Raw genomic sequence first — 19,009 nt, 5'->3', positions numbered from 1 at the left:
GCCGGCGGAGCGGGCGGCAGCGGTGCTGCGCGACCCCGGTGGTGCGCGGAGAGGACACGTCTGACCGCACCACCGGACGTCCAGCCGCGTCACGGCGCGGCTGGACGTCCGGTGGCCCGGCTCGACCCGGCTCGCCTCAGCCGGCGGAGAGGTCCAGCCGTCCGCCGTCGGCTCGCATCCGCCCGGCGGGTCCAGCGCTTCCTCGGGGACCCCTCGTCAGCGCTTGCCCTGGTTCTTGACCGCCTCGATGGCGGCCGCCGCGGCGTCGGGGTCGAGGTACTCGCCCCCGGCCTTCACCGGCCGCAGGTCGTCGTCGAGGTCGTAGCGCAGCGGCACACCGGTCGGGATGTTGAGCCCGACCACCTCGTCGTCACCCATGCCGTCGAGGTGCTTCACCAGCGCCCGCAGGCTGTTGCCGTGGGCGGCGACCAGCACGGTCTGCCCGAGCCGCAGGTCGGGGACGATCGCGTCGTACCAGTACGGCAGCATCCGCACGACGACGTCGGCGAGGCACTCGGTCGCCGGGCGCGCCTCCGGCGGCAGGAACGAGTAGCGGGCGTCGCCGTCCTGGGCGAACTCGCTGCCCGGCTCGATGGGCGGCGGCGGGGTGTCGTAGGACCGCCGCCAGGTCATGAACTGCTCCTCGCCGTACTCGGCGAGCGTGGCGGCCTTGTCCTTGCCCTGCAGCGCGCCGTAGTGCCGCTCGTTGAGCCGCCACGACCGCTTCACCGGGATCCACTGCCGGTCGGCCTCGTGCAGCGCCAGCTCGGCGGTCATGATCGCCCGGCGCAGCAGCGAGGTGTGCGAGACGTCGGGCAGCAGCCCGTGCTCGGCCATCAGGCGTCCGCCGCGGGCGGCCTCCTCGCGCCCCTCCCCGGTGAGCGGGACGTCCACCCAGCCGGTGAAGAGGTTGGCCTTGTTCCACTCGCTCTCGCCGTGGCGGAGCAGCACCAGGGTTCCCGTGGAGGTCGTCACGGCGATCATCCTGCCCGACGGCGTCCCGGCGGGCAGCGGAGCGTCAGGCGAGCACCATCTCCCGCTCGCCGTCCCGCGCCCAGCGCACCGCCCCGGCGACCACCTCGGCGGCCTCGCGCAGCTGCGCGTCGGTGTGCGTCGCCATGACGGTCAGCCGCAGCACGCCCTTGCCGCGGGGCACGGCCGGGTAGGCCACCGCGTTGGTGTAGACGCCGGCGTCGAAGCTCGCCCCCCACGCCGCGGCGGTGACCGCCTCGCTGCCGGTCGGCACCGCCAGGACGGCGCCGCGGCCGGGCACCGGCGCCGCTCCCGCCTCGGCCAGGGCCCGCCGCAGCAGCTCCCCGTTGTGCTGCAGCCGGGCCAGCCGCTCGGGCTCGGTGCGGAGGATGCGCAGCGCGGCGAGGGCGGCGGCCACCGACGCCGGGTCGTTCGCGGCGCTGAAGACGTAGGGCACGGCGCCGGCGCGGATGCCGTCGGCGGCGGCCCGCGAGGTCATCACCGCGCCGCCGACGCTGGCCAGCGACTTGCTGAGGGCGACCGTCACCGCGTCGACGCGGTCGAGCACGCCCACCTGCTCGGCGGCGCCGCGCCCACGGGCGCCCAGGACGCCGAGCCCGTGCGCCTCGTCGACCACGAGGCGGGCGCCGTACCGCCGGCACAGCTCGGTGATCCCGGCGAGCGGCGCGAGCTCACCGGTCATCGAGTAGACACCGTCGACGACGACGACGGCCCCCGCCCGCGGGTCGAGGCGCTCCAGCCGGCCCGCGAGGGAGTCCAGGTCGTTGTGCCGCCAGCGCACGACCGTGCCCCGGCTGGCCGCCGCCGCGGCGTGCAGGCTGGCGTGCACGTGGGCGTCGACGAGCAGCACGTCGTCGGGGCCGCAGACCGTCGACAGCAGCGCCAGGTTGGCGTTGACGCCCGAGGAGGTGAGCACCGCCGCCTCGGTGCCGTAGAGGTCGGCGAGCTCGGCCTCGAGCTCCAGGTGGAGAGCGGTGGTCCCGTTGAGCACCCGGCTGCCCGACGCGCTCGTGCCGTAGCGGCGCAGGGCGGCGCCGGCCGCCTCCACGACGCGCGGGTCGCCCGCGAGCCCGAGGTAGTTGCCGGTGCCCAGGTTGATGCGCGCCCGGCCGTCGGCGTAGGTGGTCACCGGCAGGGGGGCGCCGCCGGTGGGGACGGCGTGGGTGGCCACGCCCGTGCGGGTGTGCTCGCGGAAGAGGGCGGCCAGCGGGTTCTGCAGCAGCGGGGCGAAGGGGTCGCGTCGCCCCGTGCCCGGGTGGTGGGCGTGGTCGGGCACGGGGGACTCCCTCCGGTTCGGCGCGGGGAGTCCCGCTCGCGTCGCGCGCCAGCCTGGGCGGCGGACCCGCCGTCGTCAACTCTGCGTTGCCCCATCGGGTCAGTGCGTGACCGACGACACCCGCTTCGGCCGGCCGGGCAGCCAGATCAGCACCACCACCGCCGCGACGAGGGTGGCCGTGGCGGTGCCGATCGCCGTCAGGTGCATCGCGGTGACGAAGGCGTCGCGGGCCGGGTCGACCACCGCGGCGGCGGCGCGGGCCACCTCCGGCGTCCCTTCGGTCTGCGCGCGCCGCACGGCGTCCAGCGTCGCGACGACCGACTGCCGGGCGTCGTCACGCGCTCCGGCCGGCAACCCGTCCGCCGCGGAGCCCAGCTGCGCGGAGTAGGTGGCGGCCAGCAACGAGCCCAGGATCGCGACGCCGAGGGCGCCACCCACCTGCCGCACGGAGTTGTTGACCGCGGCCCCGGCGCCGGCCTTCTCCCGGGGCACGACGGACATGATCGACTCGGTCGCGGGAGCCATCACCGCGCCCATGCCGAGCCCCTGCACCGAGAGGACCAGCAGCAGCAGCCAGACCGGCGAGGTGAGGTCGAGCAGCTGCACGCCGAGGAACGACAGGGTGATGAGCAGGAAGCCGGTCGCGCAGACGACCTTGGCCCCGAACCGCTCGGCCAGCCCGGAGCTCCGGGGCGCCATGAGCGCCATGCCGAGCGCCACGGGGATCAGCGCCGCGCCGCTCTGCAGCGGCGAGTAGCCGCGTACGCCCTGCAGGTAGAACACCAGGTAGAACGTGGCGCCGAGGAGCGCGAAGAAGTTCAGGCCCAGGGCCGCTGCGGCGGCGGAGAAGGCCGGGTTGCGGAACAGCGAGACGTCGAGCGCCGGGTGGGCCGACCGGCGCTGCAGCCAGACGAAGAGCGCCAGCAGGACCAGGCCGCCCAGCAGCGGCACGAGGACGCCCGGCGTGGTCCACCCCGCGCCGCCACCGCCGTGGATGATGCCGTAGACGAGGCCGGCGAGCGCGGCGATCGACAGCAGCACGCCGGGCAGGTCCAGCCGTCCCGGGGAGGGGTCCTTCGACTCCGGGACGAAGGCGAGCACGGCGACGATGCCGAGCACCGCCACGGGGACGCCGACGAGGAAGACCGCGCCCCACCAGAACTGCTCCAGGACCGCACCGCCGGCCAGCGGGCCACCCGCGACCGCGATCCCCGCCGTCCCCGCCCAGACGCCGATGGCGCGCCCGCGCTCGCGGGGCGGGAAGACGTTGGTGATGACGGCGAGCGTCGTGGGCTGGACCGCTGCCCCGCCGATGCCCATCACCGCCCGCCAGGCGATCAGCTCCAGGGGGCTGTCGCTCAGTGCGGCGAGCACCGACCCCACGGCGAAGATGCCCAACCCGATGAGCAGCACCCGCCGGCGGCCGATCCGGTCGCCGATGACGCCCCAGGTGAACAGCAGGCCGGCGAACACGAGGATGTAGGCGTCGACGACCCACTGCAGCTCGCCCTGGCTGGCGTCCAGCTCCCGCTGCAGCGTCGGGAGGGCGACGTTGAGGATCGTGTTGCCCATGATCACCACGAGCAGGCAGACCGTCATGGTGGCCAGCACCCACCAGCGGCGGGCGTACCCGGGGGGCAGCTCGTCGCCGGGCGCCTCCGCGCCCGGCCGGGACCTGTCGGTCGCCGTCACGCCCTGCTGTCGGGGTCGGCACCGGGGCGGCGGCCGGGATCGGCGAAGGCGGCGAAGGCCTCCAGGTTGCGCAGGGACTCCCCGCGCTTGACCCGCCAGTCCCACTCCCGGCGGATCGACGTGCCGAACCCGATCTCCAGCATCGTGTTGAAGTGGTCGTCGGCGTAGCTGAGGACCGACCCGAGCAGCCGGTCGAGCTCCTCGGGCGTGACGGCGGTGTGCGGCAGCCGGCCGGTCAGGTAGACGTCGCCCACGGAGTCGATCGAGTACGCGACCCCGTACATGCGCGCGTTGTGCTGGAGCAGGTAGGTCCACAGCTGCTCGCGGTTCTCGTCGGGCTGGCGGCAGACGAACGCCTCCACCCGCAGCGCGTGGTCGCCCACGATCAGGCCGCACACCGTCTTCAGCTTCTTGGTCCCCGGTAGGTCGACCAGCCAGGTGCCCGGCCGCGGGTGCTCGTGCACCAGCTCGGTGTCGCGCAGCGTCCGGTCGATGACGGCGTCGAGCTCCTCGACGGTCCGGCTCACCGGGCCACCCCCATCCCGGGCAGGGCCCGGAGCCGCCCGGGCCGGCGGTCCCGCAGCGGGCGGGCCTGCGGTGCGGCCATCTCGGCCGCCGCGGAGGTGTAGGCCGCGACGAGCGCATCGGCGGTGCGGTCCCAGGAGAACGCGGCCGCGTGCCGGCCGGCGCCGGCGGCGAGGAGCTCGCGGCGGGCGAGGACCGCGCGCACCGCACCGGCGTAGTCGTCGGCGCGGTGGCCGTCGACGAGCACCCCGGAGACGCCGTCGCGCACCGCCGTCGGCAGGCCGCCCACGGCCGCCGCGACGACCGGGGTCCCGCAGGCCTGCGACTCGAGGGCGACCAGCCCGAACGACTCGTTGTGGCTGGGCACGACCGTCGCGTCCGCGGCGCGGTAGAACTCGGCCAGCCGGGCGGGCGGCTGGGGCGGGTGGAACCGCACCACGTCCCCGATGCCGAGGGACCGGGCGAGCTCCTCCAGCTGGCGGGGGGCGTCCAGGCCGGTGCCGCTCGGCGCACCCACCACGTGCACCTGCAGGCGGGCCCGCAGCGCCGGATCGTCGGCCAGCATGCGGGCAGCGGTGTGCAGCAGCACGTCGGGGGCCTTCAGCGGCTGGATGCGCCCGACGAAGAGCAGGACGACGGCGTCGTCGTGGACGCCGATGGCGCGGCGGGCGGCGGCCCGGCCGCCGGGGGCGAACCGGTCGAGGTCGACCCCGGGCGGGACGACGAGGGTGCGCGCGGGGTCGGCGCCGTAGAGGCGCACGAGCTGGCGGGCCTCCTCGTCGGTGTTGGCGATCAGCCGGTCGGCCTCGGCCACGACCTGCTCCTCGCCGATGACCCGGGCGCGCGGCTCGGGCCGGTCGCCGTCGGCCAGCGCCTCGTTCTTGACCTTGGCCAGGGTGTGCGCGGTGTGCACCAGCGGCACGCCCCACCGGTCGCGCGCCAGCCAGCCGACCTGCCCGGAGAGCCAGTAGTGCGAGTGGACGACGTCGTAGTAGCCCGGTTCGTGCTGCGCCTCCGCGCGCAGGACCGCCGCGGTGAAGGCGCAGAGCTGGGCGGGGAGCTCCTCCTTGCCCAGGCCCTCGAACGGCCCGGCGCTGACGTGCCGCACCGTGACGCCCGGGCTCATCTCCACCACCGGGGGCAGCTCGCTGGAGGTGGCCCGGGTGAAGACGTCGACCTCGATGCCGCGGGCGGCCAGCCGGCGGGACACCTCGACGATGTAGACGTTCATGCCCCCGGCGTCGCCCGCCCCGGGCTGGTCCAGCGGGCTGGTGTGCACCGACAGCGTCGCGACGCGCGCCGGGCGGCCGGGTGCGGGAAAGCGGCGAGCGGGCACCACGGACCTCCGCTCTGCTCTGCGAGGGCCCCCGACCAGCACCCCTGTCGGTCCTCCATCTTGCAACAGCGCCAGGATGGGGGCATGTCAGGTACCTCACCCTCGGTGGCCGCGGGGGCCGGCCCCCTGCCCGGTACCGGCCGCACCGCCGTCGTCACCGGTGCCTCGAGCGGGATCGGGGCGGCGACGGCCCGGCGGCTGGCGGCCGAGGGCTTCGACGTCGTCGTCGGCGCCCGCCGGCTGGACCGGCTCGAGGCGCTCGCCGCGTCCATCGGGAGCCGTGCCCTCCCCCTGGACGTCACCGACCCCGCCTCCGTGGCGGCGTTCACCGCCGCGCTCGACCGGGTCGACGTGCTGGTCAACAACGCCGGCGGGGCGTTCGACGCCGCGCCCGTGGCCGAGGCCGACCTCGACTCCTGGGCGCGCACCTACGAGGTGAACGTGCTCGGCACCGTGCGCCTGACCAAGGCCCTGCTGCCGAAGCTGCGCGCGTCCGGCGCGGGGGACGTCCTGTTCGTGGGGTCCACCGCCGGCCTGGTCTCCTACGAGGGCGGTGCCTCCTACACCGCCGCCAAGCACGGCGTGCACACGCTGGCCGAGACACTGCGGCTGGAGCTCTGCGGGGAACCGGTGCGGGTGATCGAGATCGCCCCCGGGATGGTGCGGACCGAGGAGTTCTCGCTGAACCGCACCGGCTCGCAGGAGCGGGCCGACGCCGTCTACCGCGGGGTGCGCGAGCCGCTGGTGGCCGAGGACGTCGCCGACTGCATCGCGTGGGCGCTCACCCGCCCGCACCACGTGAACGTCGACCTGCTCGTGGTGCGGCCGCGCGCCCAGGCCGCCCAGCACAAAGTCGATCGTCGTCCTCCGGACGACACCGCGGCCAGGTAGCGTCCCCGTCCGCCACTGAGCCGCTTCGTCGCGCCTACGCGGACCCCTCCGGGGCACCTCCGGGGCCCACTCGGCGCGACCAGGCTGCGCCGACGGTGAGCGCACCTGCTCAGCTCTGGCGTGGATCCCTGCGCATCTGCGCACACCGTCGGGCGACTGGGCCGGTCAGGGGCGGACGGCGGTGGGCTCGCGCTCCAGGGTGACCCCGAACCGCTCCCGCACGGCACCCACCACGCGGTCGGCGAAGGCGAGGAGCTCCCCCGCCGTCGCGCCGTCCTCGGTCGTCAGCGCCAGGCTGTGCCGCGACGACGTGCCCACCCGCCCGTCGCGGGTGCCGCGGCCGAAGCCGGCGTGCTGCACCAGCCAGGCGGCGCTGAGCTTGACCGACCCGTTCCCGGCCGGCCAGCTCGGGCACCCCTCGACCGCGTGATCGGCGGACACGATCGGGTTCGTGAAGAACGAGCCGGCGCTGCGGGAGTCGGGGTCGGCCGGGTCCCAGACCATCCCCTTGCCGCGGCGCAGCGCCAGGACGGCGTCACGGACGGCGGCCAGCGGCGCGGACTCCCCCACCTCGATGCCGAGGCTTCGGGCCAGCTCCGCATACCCGACCGGCCCGGACAGCTCGCCCGCGTGCAGGGCGAACCCCACCTCGAGGACGACGAAGCGGCCGAGCTCGCGCTTGAGCCGGCTGTCGCGGTAGGCGAAGCCGCACTCGGCCGGCGCGAGGGTGCGCTCAGCCTTCTCGGCGCGGTCGTACACGCGGACGGCGGTGATGGTCTGCGCGACCTCCTGGCCGTACGCACCGACGTTCTGCACCGGGGTCGCCCCCGTGGAGCCGGGGATGCCCGACAGCGCTTCCACGCCCGCCAGCCGCTGCTCGACCGTGTACGCGACGAGCGCGTCCCAGTCCTCGCCCGCCTGCACGGTGAGGGCGTCGCCGGTGCGCTCGATGCCCCGGGACCGGACGGCGACGACGTCGCCCGGCCACCCCTCGTCGGGGGCGATGAGGTTGGAGCCGCCGCCGAGGAGCAGCAGCGGGCGGCCGGCCTCGTCGGCGTCGCGGACGGCGGCCACCAGCTCGGCGGCCGTCTCCACCTCGATCAACCGGTGGGCGGGGCCGCCCACGGCGAGGGTGGTCAGCTCCGCGAGGGGGACGTCGGATCGCACCTGCACGGCCCGACGGTAGCCGGGGCTAGGCTCCTGCCCGGTGACCGAGCCGGGGAACGAGCACAAGCGCCGGGCCTCGCTGTCCCCCCAGCCGCAGCGCCGGGCATCCCGGCTGGCCGCCGGGCGGGCACGCGCGCTGGGTCTGCCCACGCGCGGGACCACCAACGCCAACCGGCTGCGCCGGGTCGACCGCTGGCTGCTGGCCACGCAGGTCCCCCGGCTGCGGGACGCCGCCCGCCCGCTCGTGGTCGACCTCGGCTACGGCTCCTCCGCCGTCACCACGCTGGAGCTGGTCGAGCGCCTCGGCCCGGAGGTCGACGGCCTGGAGGTCGTGGGGCTGGAGATCGACCCCGACCGGGTGGCCGCCGTGGCCGCCGAGCGCGACCCCCCGCGGGTGGACTTCCGGGTGGGCGGGTTCGAGCTCGCGGGGCTGCGCCCGGTCCTCGTGCGCGCCTTCAACGTGCTGCGCCAGTACGACGAGGAGTCCGCCGCCCGCGCCTGGGACACGATGTGCGGGGCGCTGGCGCCAGGCGGCCTGGTCGTCGAGGGCACCTGCGACGAGTGGGGACGCCGCTCGGCGTGGGTGGCGCTGGACGCCGACGTGCCGCTCACCCTCACCCTCGCGGCCCGCGTCTCCGACATCGCGACGCCGTCCGACCTCGCCGAGCGGCTGCCCAAGGCGCTCATCCACCACAACGTGCCGGGCCAGCCCGTCCACGAGTTCCTGCGCGCCTTCGACGCCGCCTGGGCCGGCGCCGCCGGCATGGGCACCTTCGGCCCGCGCCAGCGCTGGACGGCGGCGGTCGGGGGCCTGAGCGAGCAGGGCTGGCCGCTGGTGGGCTCCAGCCGGCGCTGGCGGCAGGGCGAGGTCACCGTGCGGTGGTCGGCGGTCGCGCCCGTCTGACCGGGCCTCAGCCCTCGTCGGGCACCGGCGAGACCGGGGACTCGACCACCAGGGCGACCATCCCGGTGCCCGATCCGCTCTCGTGCAGCTCACCGGGCTGCCACAGGACGGCGTCCCCGGCGGCCAGCGGCACCCGGACGTCGTCGGCGCCGGCCGCCCACCCCTCGCCGGAGATCACCGCGAACAGCTGCCAGAGGCGGGTCTCGTGCCGGCCCACGACCGCACCGGCCGCGAAGGTCGCCAGGTGCACGGCGAAGCCGGGCACCGGTTCGGGCACCCGGGCCAGCGAGACCATGGACACGCCACGGCTGCCGAAGGCGGTGATCTCCCGCGGGGAGAGGCGGACTCGGCGCACGCCCGGGACGGTAGCCACCCAGGTCTGCCCACGGCAGCGGGTGCGACCATGATCCGGATGACAGCGGGGACGGCCGAGCGCCGGGTGGGGACGGCGGGCCGGTGAGGACACCGCCGGGGCCGGTCCCCGTCGACGGCGGCGCCGCCGAGCTGCTCGCCGACGCCGACCGCGACGGCTCCTGGGTGCTGATGCTCAACGGCACGCCGCAGTCGCACGTCGACCTCACCGACCCGGCGCACCTGGAGTTCGAGTACGTGCGGCGGATCGGCCACGTGCTGGACACCGCGGCCGAGCCCGGCGCCCCGCTCGACGTGGTGCACCTCGGCGGCGGGGCGCTGACGCTCCCCCGCTACGTGGCGGCCTCGCGCCCCGGGTCCCGCCAGCGGGTGGCCGAGATCGACCAGCCGCTCACCGATCTGGTGCGCGCGCACCTGCCGCTGCCGCGGTCGGCCCGGGTGCGGGTGCGGGCCGCCGACGCACGGGAAGCGCTCGCCGCGCTGCAACCGGCCAGCGCCGACGTCGTCGTCACCGACGTGTTCGCCGGCGCCCGCACGCCGGCCCACCTCACGACCGCCGAGTTCGCGGCGGAGGTCGCGCGGGCGCTGCGGCCCGGCGGCGTCTACGCCGCGAACGTCGCCGACGGGCCGCCGCTGCGCTTCGCGCGGGGCCAGGTCGCCACGCTGCGCACCGCATTCCGGCACGTCTGCCTGCTGGCCGAACCGGGCGTCCTCCGGGGCCGGCGGTTCGGCAACCTGGTCGCCGTCGCGTCCGATGCGGAGCTGCCGCTGGCGGAGCTCAGCCGCGCGTGCGCCCGCGACCCGATGCCGTCGCGCGTGGTCGACGGCGACGAGCTGGACCGTTTCACCGGCAACGCCCCGCCGGTCCTGGACGCCGACGCCGAACCCTCGCCCGAGCCGCCCGCCGGCGTGTTCGGCCGCTGACCACCCGGCCGGCTGCGGCGCCCGACCGCCGCACCGACCGGTCGGACCCGGCCCACCCCCCTAGGCTGCCCTCATGACGACGCCTTCGACGCACCGGCTGCGCCGGGACACCCGCCACAAGATGGTCGCCGGCGTCTGCGCCGGGATCGCCCGGCGCTACGGGCTCTCGCGCAGCGGCCTGCGCGTGGCCTTCCTGATCTCCTGCGTGCTCCCCGGCCCGCAGTTCGTGGCCTACCTGCTGCTCTGGGTGGTCATGCCGGCCGACGACCGGCGCTGAGCCGGGGCGGGCGCTACCAGGTGTTGTCGCGGCGCATCCCGCCGACGGCGGGACGCACGTCGACCAGGTAGACGATCGCTGCGATGACGGCGGGCAGGCCGAGCAGTGACAGCGGGGTCTTCTGCCAGAAGATGATGAGCAGGGCCAGGCCGGTGATCGCCGCCCAACCGGGCTTGGTGAGCTTGCCGGCGGCCACGTACCCCGCGGCGGGCCGGATGAGGGCGTCGACGAACGCCCACGCGGTCAGCCCCAGGGAGGCCCAGTAGAGGCCGAGCAGCAGCCACCCGTCGAACAGACCCATGCCCGCGAGCCTACTCGGGACCCGCATCCTCCCGGGCCGGGCGAGCGGCCGACTCGCCCGGAAGGGCGGCGGACGCGACAGGGCCCCGGAGCGCTGGTCGCAGCTCCGGGGCCCTGGTCGGTGGTGCCGTGGCGTCAGTTCTTCTTGGCGGGCACGGCGGTCGGGTCGGCCGGCTTGGCCGTGCGGGCGCGGGTCACACGGGCCGAGGTGGACCGGGCCGGCGACTTGCGGGCGGCGGGGGTGCTCTTCTTGGCCGTCGTCCGGCGCTTGGGGGCCGCGACGGCCTCTTCCGCGGTGGCCTTGGCCGCCCCGGCGGCGTCCTCGACCTCGGCCTCGGCCTTCGCGGCGGCCTTGGTCGCCTTCGCGGCGGTCTTCTGCGCGACCGAGGTCACCTCGTTCGAGGCCTCGACGACGGCCTCGGCACCCTCCTCGAGAACGTCCTCGAGGCGCTCCTCGACGGTGTCGACGGCCTCCTCGGCGCGGCGCACGATGCGGCGGGCGCCGGGCTGGCGGCGCAGGTCCTCGACGACGACGGCGCCGCGCTCGGCCAGCGTCTCCACCGTGGCGATCGCCTGGGTGCGGGCGGTCTCGACCAGGCCGGCGACGGTGCTGCGCAGCACCTCGGGACGGGCCGCGACGGCCAGCTGGTGCGCCGTGGTGCGGGCGGTGCCGGCAGCCTCGGCAGCCCGGGTGCGGGCCTCCTTGACGGCGAGGTCGGCCTGCACCTGCGCCTCGCCCGGCAGCGCCTCGGCGGTGCTGCGGAACTGCGCGACGACGGTGCGGGCGCGCTCGACGGCCAGGTCACCGGCGCCGATGGCGGCCAGGAGGTTGGTCTTCGTCAGGGTGGCGGCGAACTCGCCGTACTGCTTCACGGTCTGGGTGGGGGTCATGCCGGACTCCTCGGGAGTGGGAGATGGGGGGATGGTCAGCTGGCGGCCGGGGACGAGGCCCGGTGCTCGCGGACGTAGGTCTCGTAGAGCTCGAGCAGGACGGCCTTGTGCCGCTCGGAGAGCGCGTCGTCGGAGCGGATCGCCGCCACGGTGTCCGGGTTGCCGGAACGCCGGTCGAGGATCCCCGCCTGCTCGTAGAGCGTCTCGGCCGAGATCTTCAGGCCCCGGGCGATCGACGCGAGGATCTCCGCCGACGGCTTGCGGAGGCCCCGCTCCACCTGGGACAGGTAGGGGTTGCTGACACCCGCGGTGCGGGCCAGCTCGCGCAGCGAGACGCGCGCGGCGTTGCGCTGCTCGCGGATGAAATCGCCCACCGACGAGCCGACCGCCGAGACGCCGGGGGCGTCCGCGACGGAGTCCGCGACGCTGCCGGCGACCCGGTCCACCGTGGAACGGACCGTGGTCACCTGCTCGCGGACGAACTCACCGGGGGTCTGCACGCCTTCGACGGTAACCCCGGGTGCTAGCTCCTGCAAGCGGAGCGGCTAGCACCCGGGCGTGATCGCGCCCACACCGGGGAGCGCAGGTCAGGCGTCCAGCGCCGCTGACTCCCGGACCTCGCCGACGACGCCGTCGCCACCGGGGACGGGCGTGCGTGCCCACGGAGCAAGCGCCTCCGCGGGGAGGCCGAGCCGGCGCAGCCCGGCCGCGAGCGCCGGCGTGCGCCCGCGGTCGCCGCCGTCGTCGAGCTTGAGCGCCACGGCGCCCGCCCCGGGCAGCGCCGCGACGTGCACGCCGTCGGCACCGCCCTTCACCAGCAGGCCGGGGACCGCGCGCATCAGGTCGGTGTCCTCCCGGCCCGTGCCGGCGACGAACCACGGGTGGGCCCGCATCGCGTCGGCCACCGCCCGGTCGCGCGAACCCTCGGGCGCCTGGACGAGCGAGAGCACGCCGCGGGCCAGCCCGGTGAGCGAGAGGGCGTGCTGCGGCGCACCGCAGCCGTCGACGACGACCGCCGCCACCGGCTCGCCGGCCGCCTCGCCCAGCCGCGCCTCGATCGCCTGCTGCAGGGGGTGGCCCCGCTCCAGGTAGCCCGCCGTCGGCCAGCCGGCCGCCACGCACGCCGAGAGCATCGCGGCGTGCTTGCCCGAGCAGTTCATGGCCAGGTGTTCCGGGGCGCGCCCGGCGACCAGCCAGGCCGCCTTCGTCGCCTCGTGCGAGGGCAGCGCCGGGGGGCAGCCCAGGTCGTCGGGGCCGAGACCGACGGCGGCGAGCATCCCCGCGGCCAGCTCCCGGTGCCCGTCCTCGCCGAGGTGGGAGCCGGCGCCGATCGCCAGCTCCTCACCCGAGCGCGGCGCCCAGCCGGCCGCGAGCAGCGCCGTCGCCTGCACCGGCTTGTTCGCCGAGCGGGGCAGCACCGGCCGCGCGACGTTCCCGGCGCCGGCGAGCACCTCCCCGTCCGCACCGAGGACCACCACCGACCCGCGGTGCACCGACTCGAGGAACCCCGACCGCCACACCTCGACCAGCACGGGATTGTCAGGCCACGGCGACTCCGTCACCGTGCGACCGGCCCCGTCCAGAGGCTCACCGCGAGCTCGCGAGCGGTGAGGAGGACGGGGTCCTTCTGCTTCACCGGCCCTCGTCGGCGAGGAGGGCGGCGACATCGGCCTCGCCGTCGCGGTACCGGCGGCCGAGCTCCGCAGCCAGCCCGTCCATGACCTGCTGCACGCCGCGGCGGCGCTCCGACAGCCCCTTCTCGGCGTCGGCGAGCGACCGGGCCGCCGCCTCGAGCGCGGCGTCGGAGAGCTCGGTGATCGCGGAGAGGTCGGCCCCCGGGGTCAGCGAGTGCACCCAGGACTCGTACTCCTGCGGATTCGCCGGCTGCACCGTCTGGTGCCGGCCCAGGCCGTGCGCGGGGCCGCGACCCTTCTCGGCGAGGATCTCCGGCAGCAGGTCGACCAGCGAGCGCCCGTCGTGCTCGGCGCGCCGCTGCAGCTCGCGCCGCACGATGTCCAGGCGCCCCTGCAGCAGCCGGCGGGTGTAGGAGAGGTTGACCTCCTGCTGCTCGGCCTCGCGGCGCAGCCGCCGCACGTCACCCATCGGCCGGCGCACGGCGCTCTCGAGGAACGCGGGGTCCAGCAGCGCGTCGACGGCGGCACCCCCGGCGGGGGACGGCTTCGGGCTCACGGGTGGCCTCCAGGTGCGGGACGCCCGGCACGCGGGCATCGGCGGTGGTCAGCGGCGGGCGCTGGGCGAAGCGTAGGTCAGCGACCCCGGCCTGCCCACCCGGGAGCGGGCGGCAGCGGCGCGCTCAGCCGATCGTCCCAGACCGGACGGCCCGGACCCGGTTGCGCGCCGCCACCTGGGTGTCGTCGAGCGCCGGCGCGGCGTCGTCGGGGTCGATCGCGGCGGTCGAACCGGCCACGGTCAGCGCGGTGCCCTGGGCGACCGACTGCTTCACCAGCGCCAGGGCGACGACGCCCAGTTCGTGGTGCCGCACGACGCTGCCCACCCGGCCGACCGTCCGCGTACCCGCCAGCACCGGCTCGCCGGGAGCGGGCAGGTCCTCGCTGACGCCGTCGAGGTGCAGCAGCACCAGCCGGCGCGGCGGGCGGCCCAGGTTGTGCACCCGGGCGACCGTCTCCTGCCCGCGGTAGCACCCCTTGTCCAGGTGGACGGCGGTGCGCAGCCACTCCAGCTCGTTCGGGATGGTGCGGTGGTCGTTGTCGACGCCGAACCGGGGCCGCCGGGCCTCCACGCGCAGCGCCTCGTGCGCCGCGGCGCCCGCGAGGGGGACGCCCAGCCGGTCGGCGAGGGCGTCGACCTCCGCCCGCGGCACCAGCAGGTCGTGGACGACGGCCGTCCCGTTCCCGATCGCCGGCATGCGGCGCACCCAGCCCTCGCCGAGGGACTCCACCGCGTACGGCTCGGCGGGTACCGGCAACCCGGCCGCTGCCAGGGCCGCGTCGGCCCCGGGACCGACGAGCGACAGCAGCGCCCGGTCGTCGGTGACCAGGCGCGGCTCCACCCGGAGCATGAACCGCATCCGCTCGAGGAAGGCCAGCAGGGCGGGGCCGGCGCCCGGCTCGACGTCGGCCCAGGTCGTGCCGGCGAGCTCGGCGACGACCAGGTGGTGCTCGACGTGCCCGTGGGGGCTGAGCACCAGGGCCTCGCTGCCGACGCCGTCCGCCAGCTGCGCGACGTGCTGGCTGGTGATGCTGTGCAACCACGAGAGGCGGTCGGCGCCGGGGACCGAGAGGACGTCCCGGTCGCTGCGGTCGACCAGGCCGGCGCCCTCGGCGAGCAGCCGCTGCTCGCGCAACGGGTCGCCGTAGTGCGCCGCGACGGTGCGGGGAACCTCCGGCCCCGGCTCGACGGCGACCGCCCCGGGGCGGGCGAGGAGGGGCGAGGGCGTGGTCATGGGGACTCCGTTCCGGCGCGGTCTCGGCAAGCGCGGCACGTGCCCGACAGGGCGACGTGGCCGACGTCCACGGTGAAACCCAGCTCGACCGCCAGACGTTCCGCCGCTTCGTCGAGCAGGTCCGGCGCGGCGGAGGAGATCTCGCCGCAGGAGGAGCAGACGACGTGCAGGTGGGGGCGCTCGGCGGCGTGGTAGACCGGCGCGCCGCGCCCCAGGTGGGTGTGCCAGACGAGCCCGAGCCGCTCGAGCAGCTCCAGGGTGCGGTAGACCGTCGAGGTGTCGGCCGCGCTGCCGCCGGGGCCGGCCTCCTCGCGCAAGCGGGCACCGATCGCCTCCGGGGTGGCGTGCGCCAGGGCCGCGACCGCGGCCAGCACCCGGGCGCGCTGCGCGGTCAGGCGCAGCCCCCGCGCGCGCAGCTGCTCCGCGAGCGGAGCGGCGACGTCGTCGGTCCCCATGGCGAGAGCCTATGCCCCGCGTACGGCAGGCTGGCCGCGTGATCGAGCAGCGCAGGGTGGCGGTCTGGCGGGACGGCGCGGCGGTGCCGGTGCCCGCGGACCAGCCGGTCGTGACCGCCTTCGACCTCGGGCTCGCCCGCGGGGACGGCGTCTTCGAGTCCGTGGCCGTCCTCGGCGGGCGCACGCCGCACCTGGACGCGCACCTGGCCCGGCTGGTCCGCTCCGCGGAGCTGCTCGGGCTGGCCGATCCCGGCGCCACCGCCTGGCGGGCGCTGGTGGCGACGGCGGTGGCCGGCTGGCCGGCCGACGTCGAGGGCGTGTGCCGCCTCGTGCTCACCCGCGGGCTCGGCGAGGGCACACCGCCCACGGCGCTGGCCCTGCTGGCACCCGTGCCGGCGGAGACGGTCCGGCAGCGCACGGAGGGCATCGCAGTGGTGACGCTCGGGCTCGGGGTGCCCGCCGACTTCCGCGCGGGCGCCCCCTGGCTGCTCGGCGGCGCCAAGACGCTCTCCTACGCGGTCAACATGGCCGCCCAACGGCACGCGCACGCCCTGGGCGCCGACGACGTCGTCCTCACCAGCCTGGAGGGCCGGGTGCTGGAGGGGCCGACCTCGACCGTGGTCTGGGCCGCCGCGGGCACGCTGCACACGCCGCCGGTGGAGACCGGGATCCTCGCCGGCACCACCCAGGCACGGCTGTTCGCCGCCGCGCGGGCGGCCGGCTGGCCCACCGCCTCGACCCCGGGGACGGTCGAGGACCTGCACGCGGCCGACGCCGTGTGGCTGGTCTCCGGTGTGCGCGGCGCCGTCGCCGTGCACACCCTCGACGGCGTCCGGCGGGGCGACGCCGGGCTCTCCCCGCGGGTCGGGGAGCTGCTCGCCGGGTAGCGTGAAACCCAGGTGCGCCGGGAAGTCTGGTCGGCAGCGTGTCCGTCGAGGGCGCGTCCCGACCCGACCCGACCCCGCACCCCCGGAGCCGCCCCGTGACGACGCCCGCCCCCGCCCGCCTCTTCGGACGCGGGTCCTGGACCGAGGCGCAGCGCGTCGCCTCGGTGCTCCGCAAGGAGACCGTCGGCGGCGCCCTGCTGCTGATCGGCGCGGCGATCGCCCTGATCTGGGCCAACTCCCCCTGGGCGGAGAGCTACGAGGCGCTGCGCGACACCCGGGTGGGGCCCGCGTCGCTGCACCTGGACCTCAGCCTCGGCACCTGGGCCGCCGACGGCCTGCTGGCGATCTTCTTCTTCGTCGCCGGACTGGAGCTCAAGCGGGAGTTCGTCGCCGGCGACCTGCGCGAACCCCGCCGCGCGGCGCTGCCCATCGCCGCCGCCGCCGGCGGCATGGTCGTCCCGGCGCTGTTCTTCGTGCTGTTCAACCTGGGCGGGCCCGAGGGGGCGCTGCAGGGCTGGGCCATCCCCTCGGCCACCGACATCGCCTTCGCGCTCGCCGTCCTGGCCGTCATCAGCACCCACCTGCCCAGCTCGCTGCGGACCTTCCTGCTGACGCTCGCCGTCGTCGACGACCTGCTGGCCATCACGATCATCGCGATCTTCTACACGGCGTCGCTGGCCGTCACGCCGCTGCTGCTGGCCCTGGTCCCGCTGGCGCTGTTCGGCTTCCTGGTGCAGAAGGGGATCCGGTCCTGGTGGCTGCTGCTGCCGCTGGCCGCCGTCACCTGGGTGCTGGTCCACGAGTCCGGCGTGCACGCCACCGTCGCGGGCGTCCTGCTGGCCTTCACCGTCCCGGTCGTCCGCAGCCACGCCGCCGGGGGGCCGGACGGCGGACCCGGCATGGCCGAGCACTTCGAGCACCGGATCCGCCCGCTCTCGGCGGGTGTCGCCGTCCCGGTCTTCGCCTTCTTCTCCGCCGGTGTGGCGGTCGGGGGGCTGTCGGGTCTGGGCGAGTCGCTCGGCGACAGCATCGCGATCGGCATCGTGGTCGGGCTGGTCGCCGGCAAGGCGATCGGCATCACCGGCGCCACGTGGCTGGTCTCCCGCTTCACCCGGGCGCAGCTGGACGAGAACCTCGGCTGGCCGGACGTGGTGGGGCTGGCCCTCCTCGGCGGGATGGGGTTCACCGTCTCGCTGCTGATCACCGAGCTCGCCTACGGTGCGGAGAGCGAGAGCTACGACCACGCCAAGGTCGGCATCCTGGCCGGCACGGTGGCCGCGGCGCTGCTGGCCAGCGTGATCCTGCGGCTGCGCAACCGCCGCTACAAGCAGATCTACCTGCACGAGATCAGCGACGTCGACCGCGACGGCATCCCCGATGCCTGGGACACCGTCGACGACCGGGCCGACCACGCCACCGACCGGGCGGTGGCGCCGCCGCCCGGCCCCGGCGCCACCGCCGCCACCGCCGAGCTCGGCGAGGAGGCCGTGCACCCGGGCTACGAGACGGTCGACGACGAGGCCGAGCACGACCCGCACTGGGAGGGCACCCGCCCGCCCGGGCGCACGCTCGGTCCCGGCGACGGGGTCTGACGGCCCGCCGGGACACGCCGGTCCGGGCACACCCACCAGCGTGTTCGCCCAGAGCGGAGGAAATCTGTTGCCGCTCCCGCGCGCGCGGTCGTACCGTCGTGGCACACGAGAGAGGAGGTGGTCCGTAACTTTGCTGAGCTACAGGACTCGTGAGGTGGCTGTCCGCTAGCCGCCGTCCAGATGGGCCGCCCGTTCAGACGACAGTCTGAGCGACGGCACGATCGCCCGTCCGTCGCACGGCGGCGAGCGAGAACCGGACAGTCACCCGACCCCCGGGCCGCCGACGTTTGTCCAGTCGGCCCGCGTGCTGCTCCCCAGCGGAGCGCCGCGGAGCAGCCCGGGGGTTGTCCGTTCCCAGGAGGCGCGCGTGCAGCTCGGCGGTCTGCCCGTCGAGACCGACGTCTCCGCCGGCACCTGGGTCGCCGAGGCCGTCGCCCGCGCCCACTGGGGAACGGTCGCCTCGCTGGTGCCGCCGCTGTTCCCCGCCTACGCCCGCGTGCTGCACCCGGCCTACCGCTACGAGGGCGACGACGACGTGGAGGTCCCCTGGGCCGCCGTCGCCGCGGTCAACGGCACCGCGGCCCACCCGCTCATGCAGTGGCCCGCGATCACCGGCGGCTGGGAGTACCTGAACGAGGACAGCCAGCCCCCCGACTGGGACGGCGGGCCCGCGGAGGGGCACCTGCCCACCACCGTCGCCGCGCGCATGGCAGCGGTGCTGGCCCGCCACACGGGCACCCCCGGCGCCTGCCTGCTGGCTCGGTGGACGGGTTTCGGCTTCGACGCCGCGGCGCTGCGCGGGCTGGCCCCCCTGCCGCTGCCCCGCGGCCGCGACGCCGTGCTGGTGCGGGGCGCCGTCGCCGACGCGGCGCGGAACCTGGCGCCCGAGCCGTCCGAGCAGAGCGCCAACCTGTGGTGGCCCGAGGACCGCGCGTGGGTGGTGGCCACCGACATCGACCTGATGAGCACCTACGTCGGGGGCAGCACTGCCTGCGTCGCCGCGCTCCTGACCGCCCCCGGGCTGGAGGTCCTGCCCAGCGCGGCGGAGGACCGGGTCGGCCACGCCGACGACCCGGTCAACCCCCTGCCGCCACGCGGCTGAG

At 76.2% G+C, this 19,009-nt stretch carries 21 protein-coding genes; 7 read left to right on the top strand and 14 right to left on the bottom strand.

The window, feature by feature from the left end:
- Positions 1-216: 216 nt before the first annotated feature.
- From BMW62_RS11715 to mshA, 5 genes are all read right to left on the bottom strand, one after another.
- Positions 217-984: a phosphoglyceromutase gene (locus tag BMW62_RS11715; RefSeq protein ID WP_091931044.1), complete on the bottom strand. Its 768-nt coding sequence runs from the start codon at positions 982-984 to the stop codon at positions 217-219.
- 34 nt (positions 985-1,018) lie between these two features.
- Positions 1,019-2,269 (bottom strand): aminotransferase class I/II-fold pyridoxal phosphate-dependent enzyme, encoded by a 1,251-nt coding sequence (locus BMW62_RS11710; protein ID WP_091931043.1) that lies wholly within the window; start codon positions 2,267-2,269, stop codon positions 1,019-1,021.
- A gap of 99 nt (positions 2,270-2,368) precedes the next feature.
- Positions 2,369-3,961 carry an MFS transporter gene (locus BMW62_RS11705; protein ID WP_091931042.1) on the bottom strand — a complete coding sequence of 531 codons (1,593 nt, stop codon included), beginning with the start codon at positions 3,959-3,961 and terminating at the stop codon, positions 2,369-2,371.
- Positions 3,958-4,488 carry a YbjN domain-containing protein gene (locus tag BMW62_RS11700; RefSeq protein WP_091931041.1) on the bottom strand — a complete coding sequence of 177 codons (531 nt, stop codon included), beginning with the start codon at positions 4,486-4,488 and terminating at the stop codon, positions 3,958-3,960. Before BMW62_RS11700 ends, BMW62_RS11705 begins: the two co-directional genes overlap by 4 nt.
- Positions 4,485-5,822, bottom strand: a complete 1,338-nt coding sequence (gene mshA, locus BMW62_RS11695; protein WP_091931040.1) for a D-inositol-3-phosphate glycosyltransferase — start codon at positions 5,820-5,822, stop codon at positions 4,485-4,487. The genes BMW62_RS11700 and mshA overlap by 4 nt, the downstream gene beginning before the upstream one ends.
- 84 nt (positions 5,823-5,906) lie before the next feature.
- Between mshA and BMW62_RS11690 the strand changes: the two genes are divergently transcribed.
- Positions 5,907-6,713 carry an SDR family oxidoreductase gene (locus tag BMW62_RS11690; protein WP_091931039.1) on the top strand — a complete coding sequence of 269 codons (807 nt, stop codon included), beginning with the start codon at positions 5,907-5,909 and terminating at the stop codon, positions 6,711-6,713.
- Between the two features lie 165 nt (positions 6,714-6,878).
- Here BMW62_RS11690 and BMW62_RS11685 read toward each other — a convergent pair whose 3' ends face one another.
- Positions 6,879-7,886: a UDP-N-acetylmuramate dehydrogenase gene (locus BMW62_RS11685; protein ID WP_091931038.1), complete on the bottom strand. Its 1,008-nt coding sequence runs from the start codon at positions 7,884-7,886 to the stop codon at positions 6,879-6,881.
- Positions 7,887-7,920: 34 nt separating this feature from the next.
- Between BMW62_RS11685 and BMW62_RS11680 the strand changes: the two genes are divergently transcribed.
- Complete coding sequence (locus BMW62_RS11680; protein ID WP_091931037.1) at positions 7,921-8,784, top strand: class I SAM-dependent methyltransferase; 864 nt, start codon at positions 7,921-7,923, stop codon at positions 8,782-8,784.
- A 7-nt stretch (positions 8,785-8,791) separates the two neighbouring features.
- On the opposite strand, the gene BMW62_RS11675 is transcribed toward BMW62_RS11680, so the two are convergent.
- The gene (locus BMW62_RS11675; RefSeq protein WP_091931036.1) at positions 8,792-9,139 is read right to left on the bottom strand and encodes a cupin domain-containing protein; all 348 of its coding nucleotides are present in this window, start codon (positions 9,137-9,139) and stop codon (positions 8,792-8,794) included.
- 101 nt (positions 9,140-9,240) lie between these two features.
- Here BMW62_RS11675 and BMW62_RS11670 point away from each other — a divergent pair, with 101 nt between their 5' ends.
- Both BMW62_RS11670 and BMW62_RS11665 read left to right on the top strand, forming a co-directional pair.
- Positions 9,241-10,080 (top strand): spermidine synthase, encoded by an 840-nt coding sequence (locus tag BMW62_RS11670; RefSeq protein WP_091931035.1) that lies wholly within the window; start codon positions 9,241-9,243, stop codon positions 10,078-10,080.
- Positions 10,081-10,153: 73 nt separating this feature from the next.
- Positions 10,154-10,357: a PspC domain-containing protein gene (locus BMW62_RS11665; protein ID WP_091931034.1), complete on the top strand. Its 204-nt coding sequence runs from the start codon at positions 10,154-10,156 to the stop codon at positions 10,355-10,357.
- 13 nt (positions 10,358-10,370) lie between these two features.
- On the opposite strand, the gene BMW62_RS11660 is transcribed toward BMW62_RS11665, so the two are convergent.
- The 7 genes from BMW62_RS11660 to BMW62_RS11630 all read right to left on the bottom strand — a co-directional run bounded on the left by BMW62_RS11660 (position 10,371) and on the right by BMW62_RS11630 (position 15,427).
- Entirely contained in the window at positions 10,371-10,658 is a 288-nt protein-coding gene (locus BMW62_RS11660; protein WP_091931033.1) for a DUF2516 family protein, read from the bottom strand.
- 134 nt (positions 10,659-10,792) lie between these two features.
- Positions 10,793-11,548, bottom strand: a complete 756-nt coding sequence (locus BMW62_RS11655) for a hypothetical protein (RefSeq protein ID WP_091931032.1) — start codon at positions 11,546-11,548, stop codon at positions 10,793-10,795.
- Positions 11,549-11,583: 35 nt separating this feature from the next.
- Positions 11,584-12,048 (bottom strand): helix-turn-helix domain-containing protein, encoded by a 465-nt coding sequence (locus tag BMW62_RS11650; RefSeq protein WP_091931031.1) that lies wholly within the window; start codon positions 12,046-12,048, stop codon positions 11,584-11,586.
- Between the two features lie 87 nt (positions 12,049-12,135).
- Positions 12,136-13,110 carry an asparaginase gene (locus BMW62_RS11645; RefSeq protein ID WP_244523988.1) on the bottom strand — a complete coding sequence of 325 codons (975 nt, stop codon included), beginning with the start codon at positions 13,108-13,110 and terminating at the stop codon, positions 12,136-12,138.
- 70 nt (positions 13,111-13,180) lie between these two features.
- The gene (locus tag BMW62_RS11640; protein WP_091931029.1) at positions 13,181-13,738 is read right to left on the bottom strand and encodes an RsiG family protein; all 558 of its coding nucleotides are present in this window, start codon (positions 13,736-13,738) and stop codon (positions 13,181-13,183) included.
- A gap of 124 nt (positions 13,739-13,862) precedes the next feature.
- The gene (locus tag BMW62_RS11635) at positions 13,863-14,972 is read right to left on the bottom strand and encodes a CAF17-like 4Fe-4S cluster assembly/insertion protein YgfZ (RefSeq protein WP_091931028.1); all 1,110 of its coding nucleotides are present in this window, start codon (positions 14,970-14,972) and stop codon (positions 13,863-13,865) included.
- A complete protein-coding gene (locus BMW62_RS11630) occupies positions 14,969-15,427 on the bottom strand; it encodes a Fur family transcriptional regulator (protein WP_091931027.1) in 459 nt (152 codons plus the stop codon). Before BMW62_RS11630 ends, BMW62_RS11635 begins: the two co-directional genes overlap by 4 nt.
- 38 nt (positions 15,428-15,465) lie before the next feature.
- On the opposite strand from BMW62_RS11630, the gene BMW62_RS11625 reads away from it, so the two are divergent.
- The 3 genes from BMW62_RS11625 (at position 15,466) to BMW62_RS11615 (ending at position 19,008) form a co-directional block, all read left to right on the top strand.
- Complete coding sequence (locus BMW62_RS11625; protein WP_091931026.1) at positions 15,466-16,314, top strand: aminotransferase class IV; 849 nt, start codon at positions 15,466-15,468, stop codon at positions 16,312-16,314.
- A gap of 95 nt (positions 16,315-16,409) precedes the next feature.
- Positions 16,410-17,906, top strand: coding sequence for a Na+/H+ antiporter NhaA (gene nhaA, locus BMW62_RS11620; RefSeq protein ID WP_091931025.1), 1,497 nt, complete (start codon positions 16,410-16,412; stop codon positions 17,904-17,906).
- Between the two features lie 367 nt (positions 17,907-18,273).
- On the top strand, positions 18,274-19,008 hold the full coding sequence (locus tag BMW62_RS11615) for a hypothetical protein (RefSeq protein ID WP_091931024.1): 735 nt from the start codon (positions 18,274-18,276) through the stop codon (positions 19,006-19,008).
- Position 19,009: the final 1 nt, after the last annotated feature.

It is taken from the genome of Blastococcus sp. DSM 46786, from assembly GCF_900109665.1.
GTDB classification, from domain to species: Bacteria; Actinomycetota; Actinomycetes; order Mycobacteriales; family Geodermatophilaceae; genus Blastococcus; species Blastococcus carthaginiensis.
The sequence above is the reverse complement of the archived record's forward strand: the minus strand, read 5'-3'. Positions and strand labels throughout refer to the sequence as shown.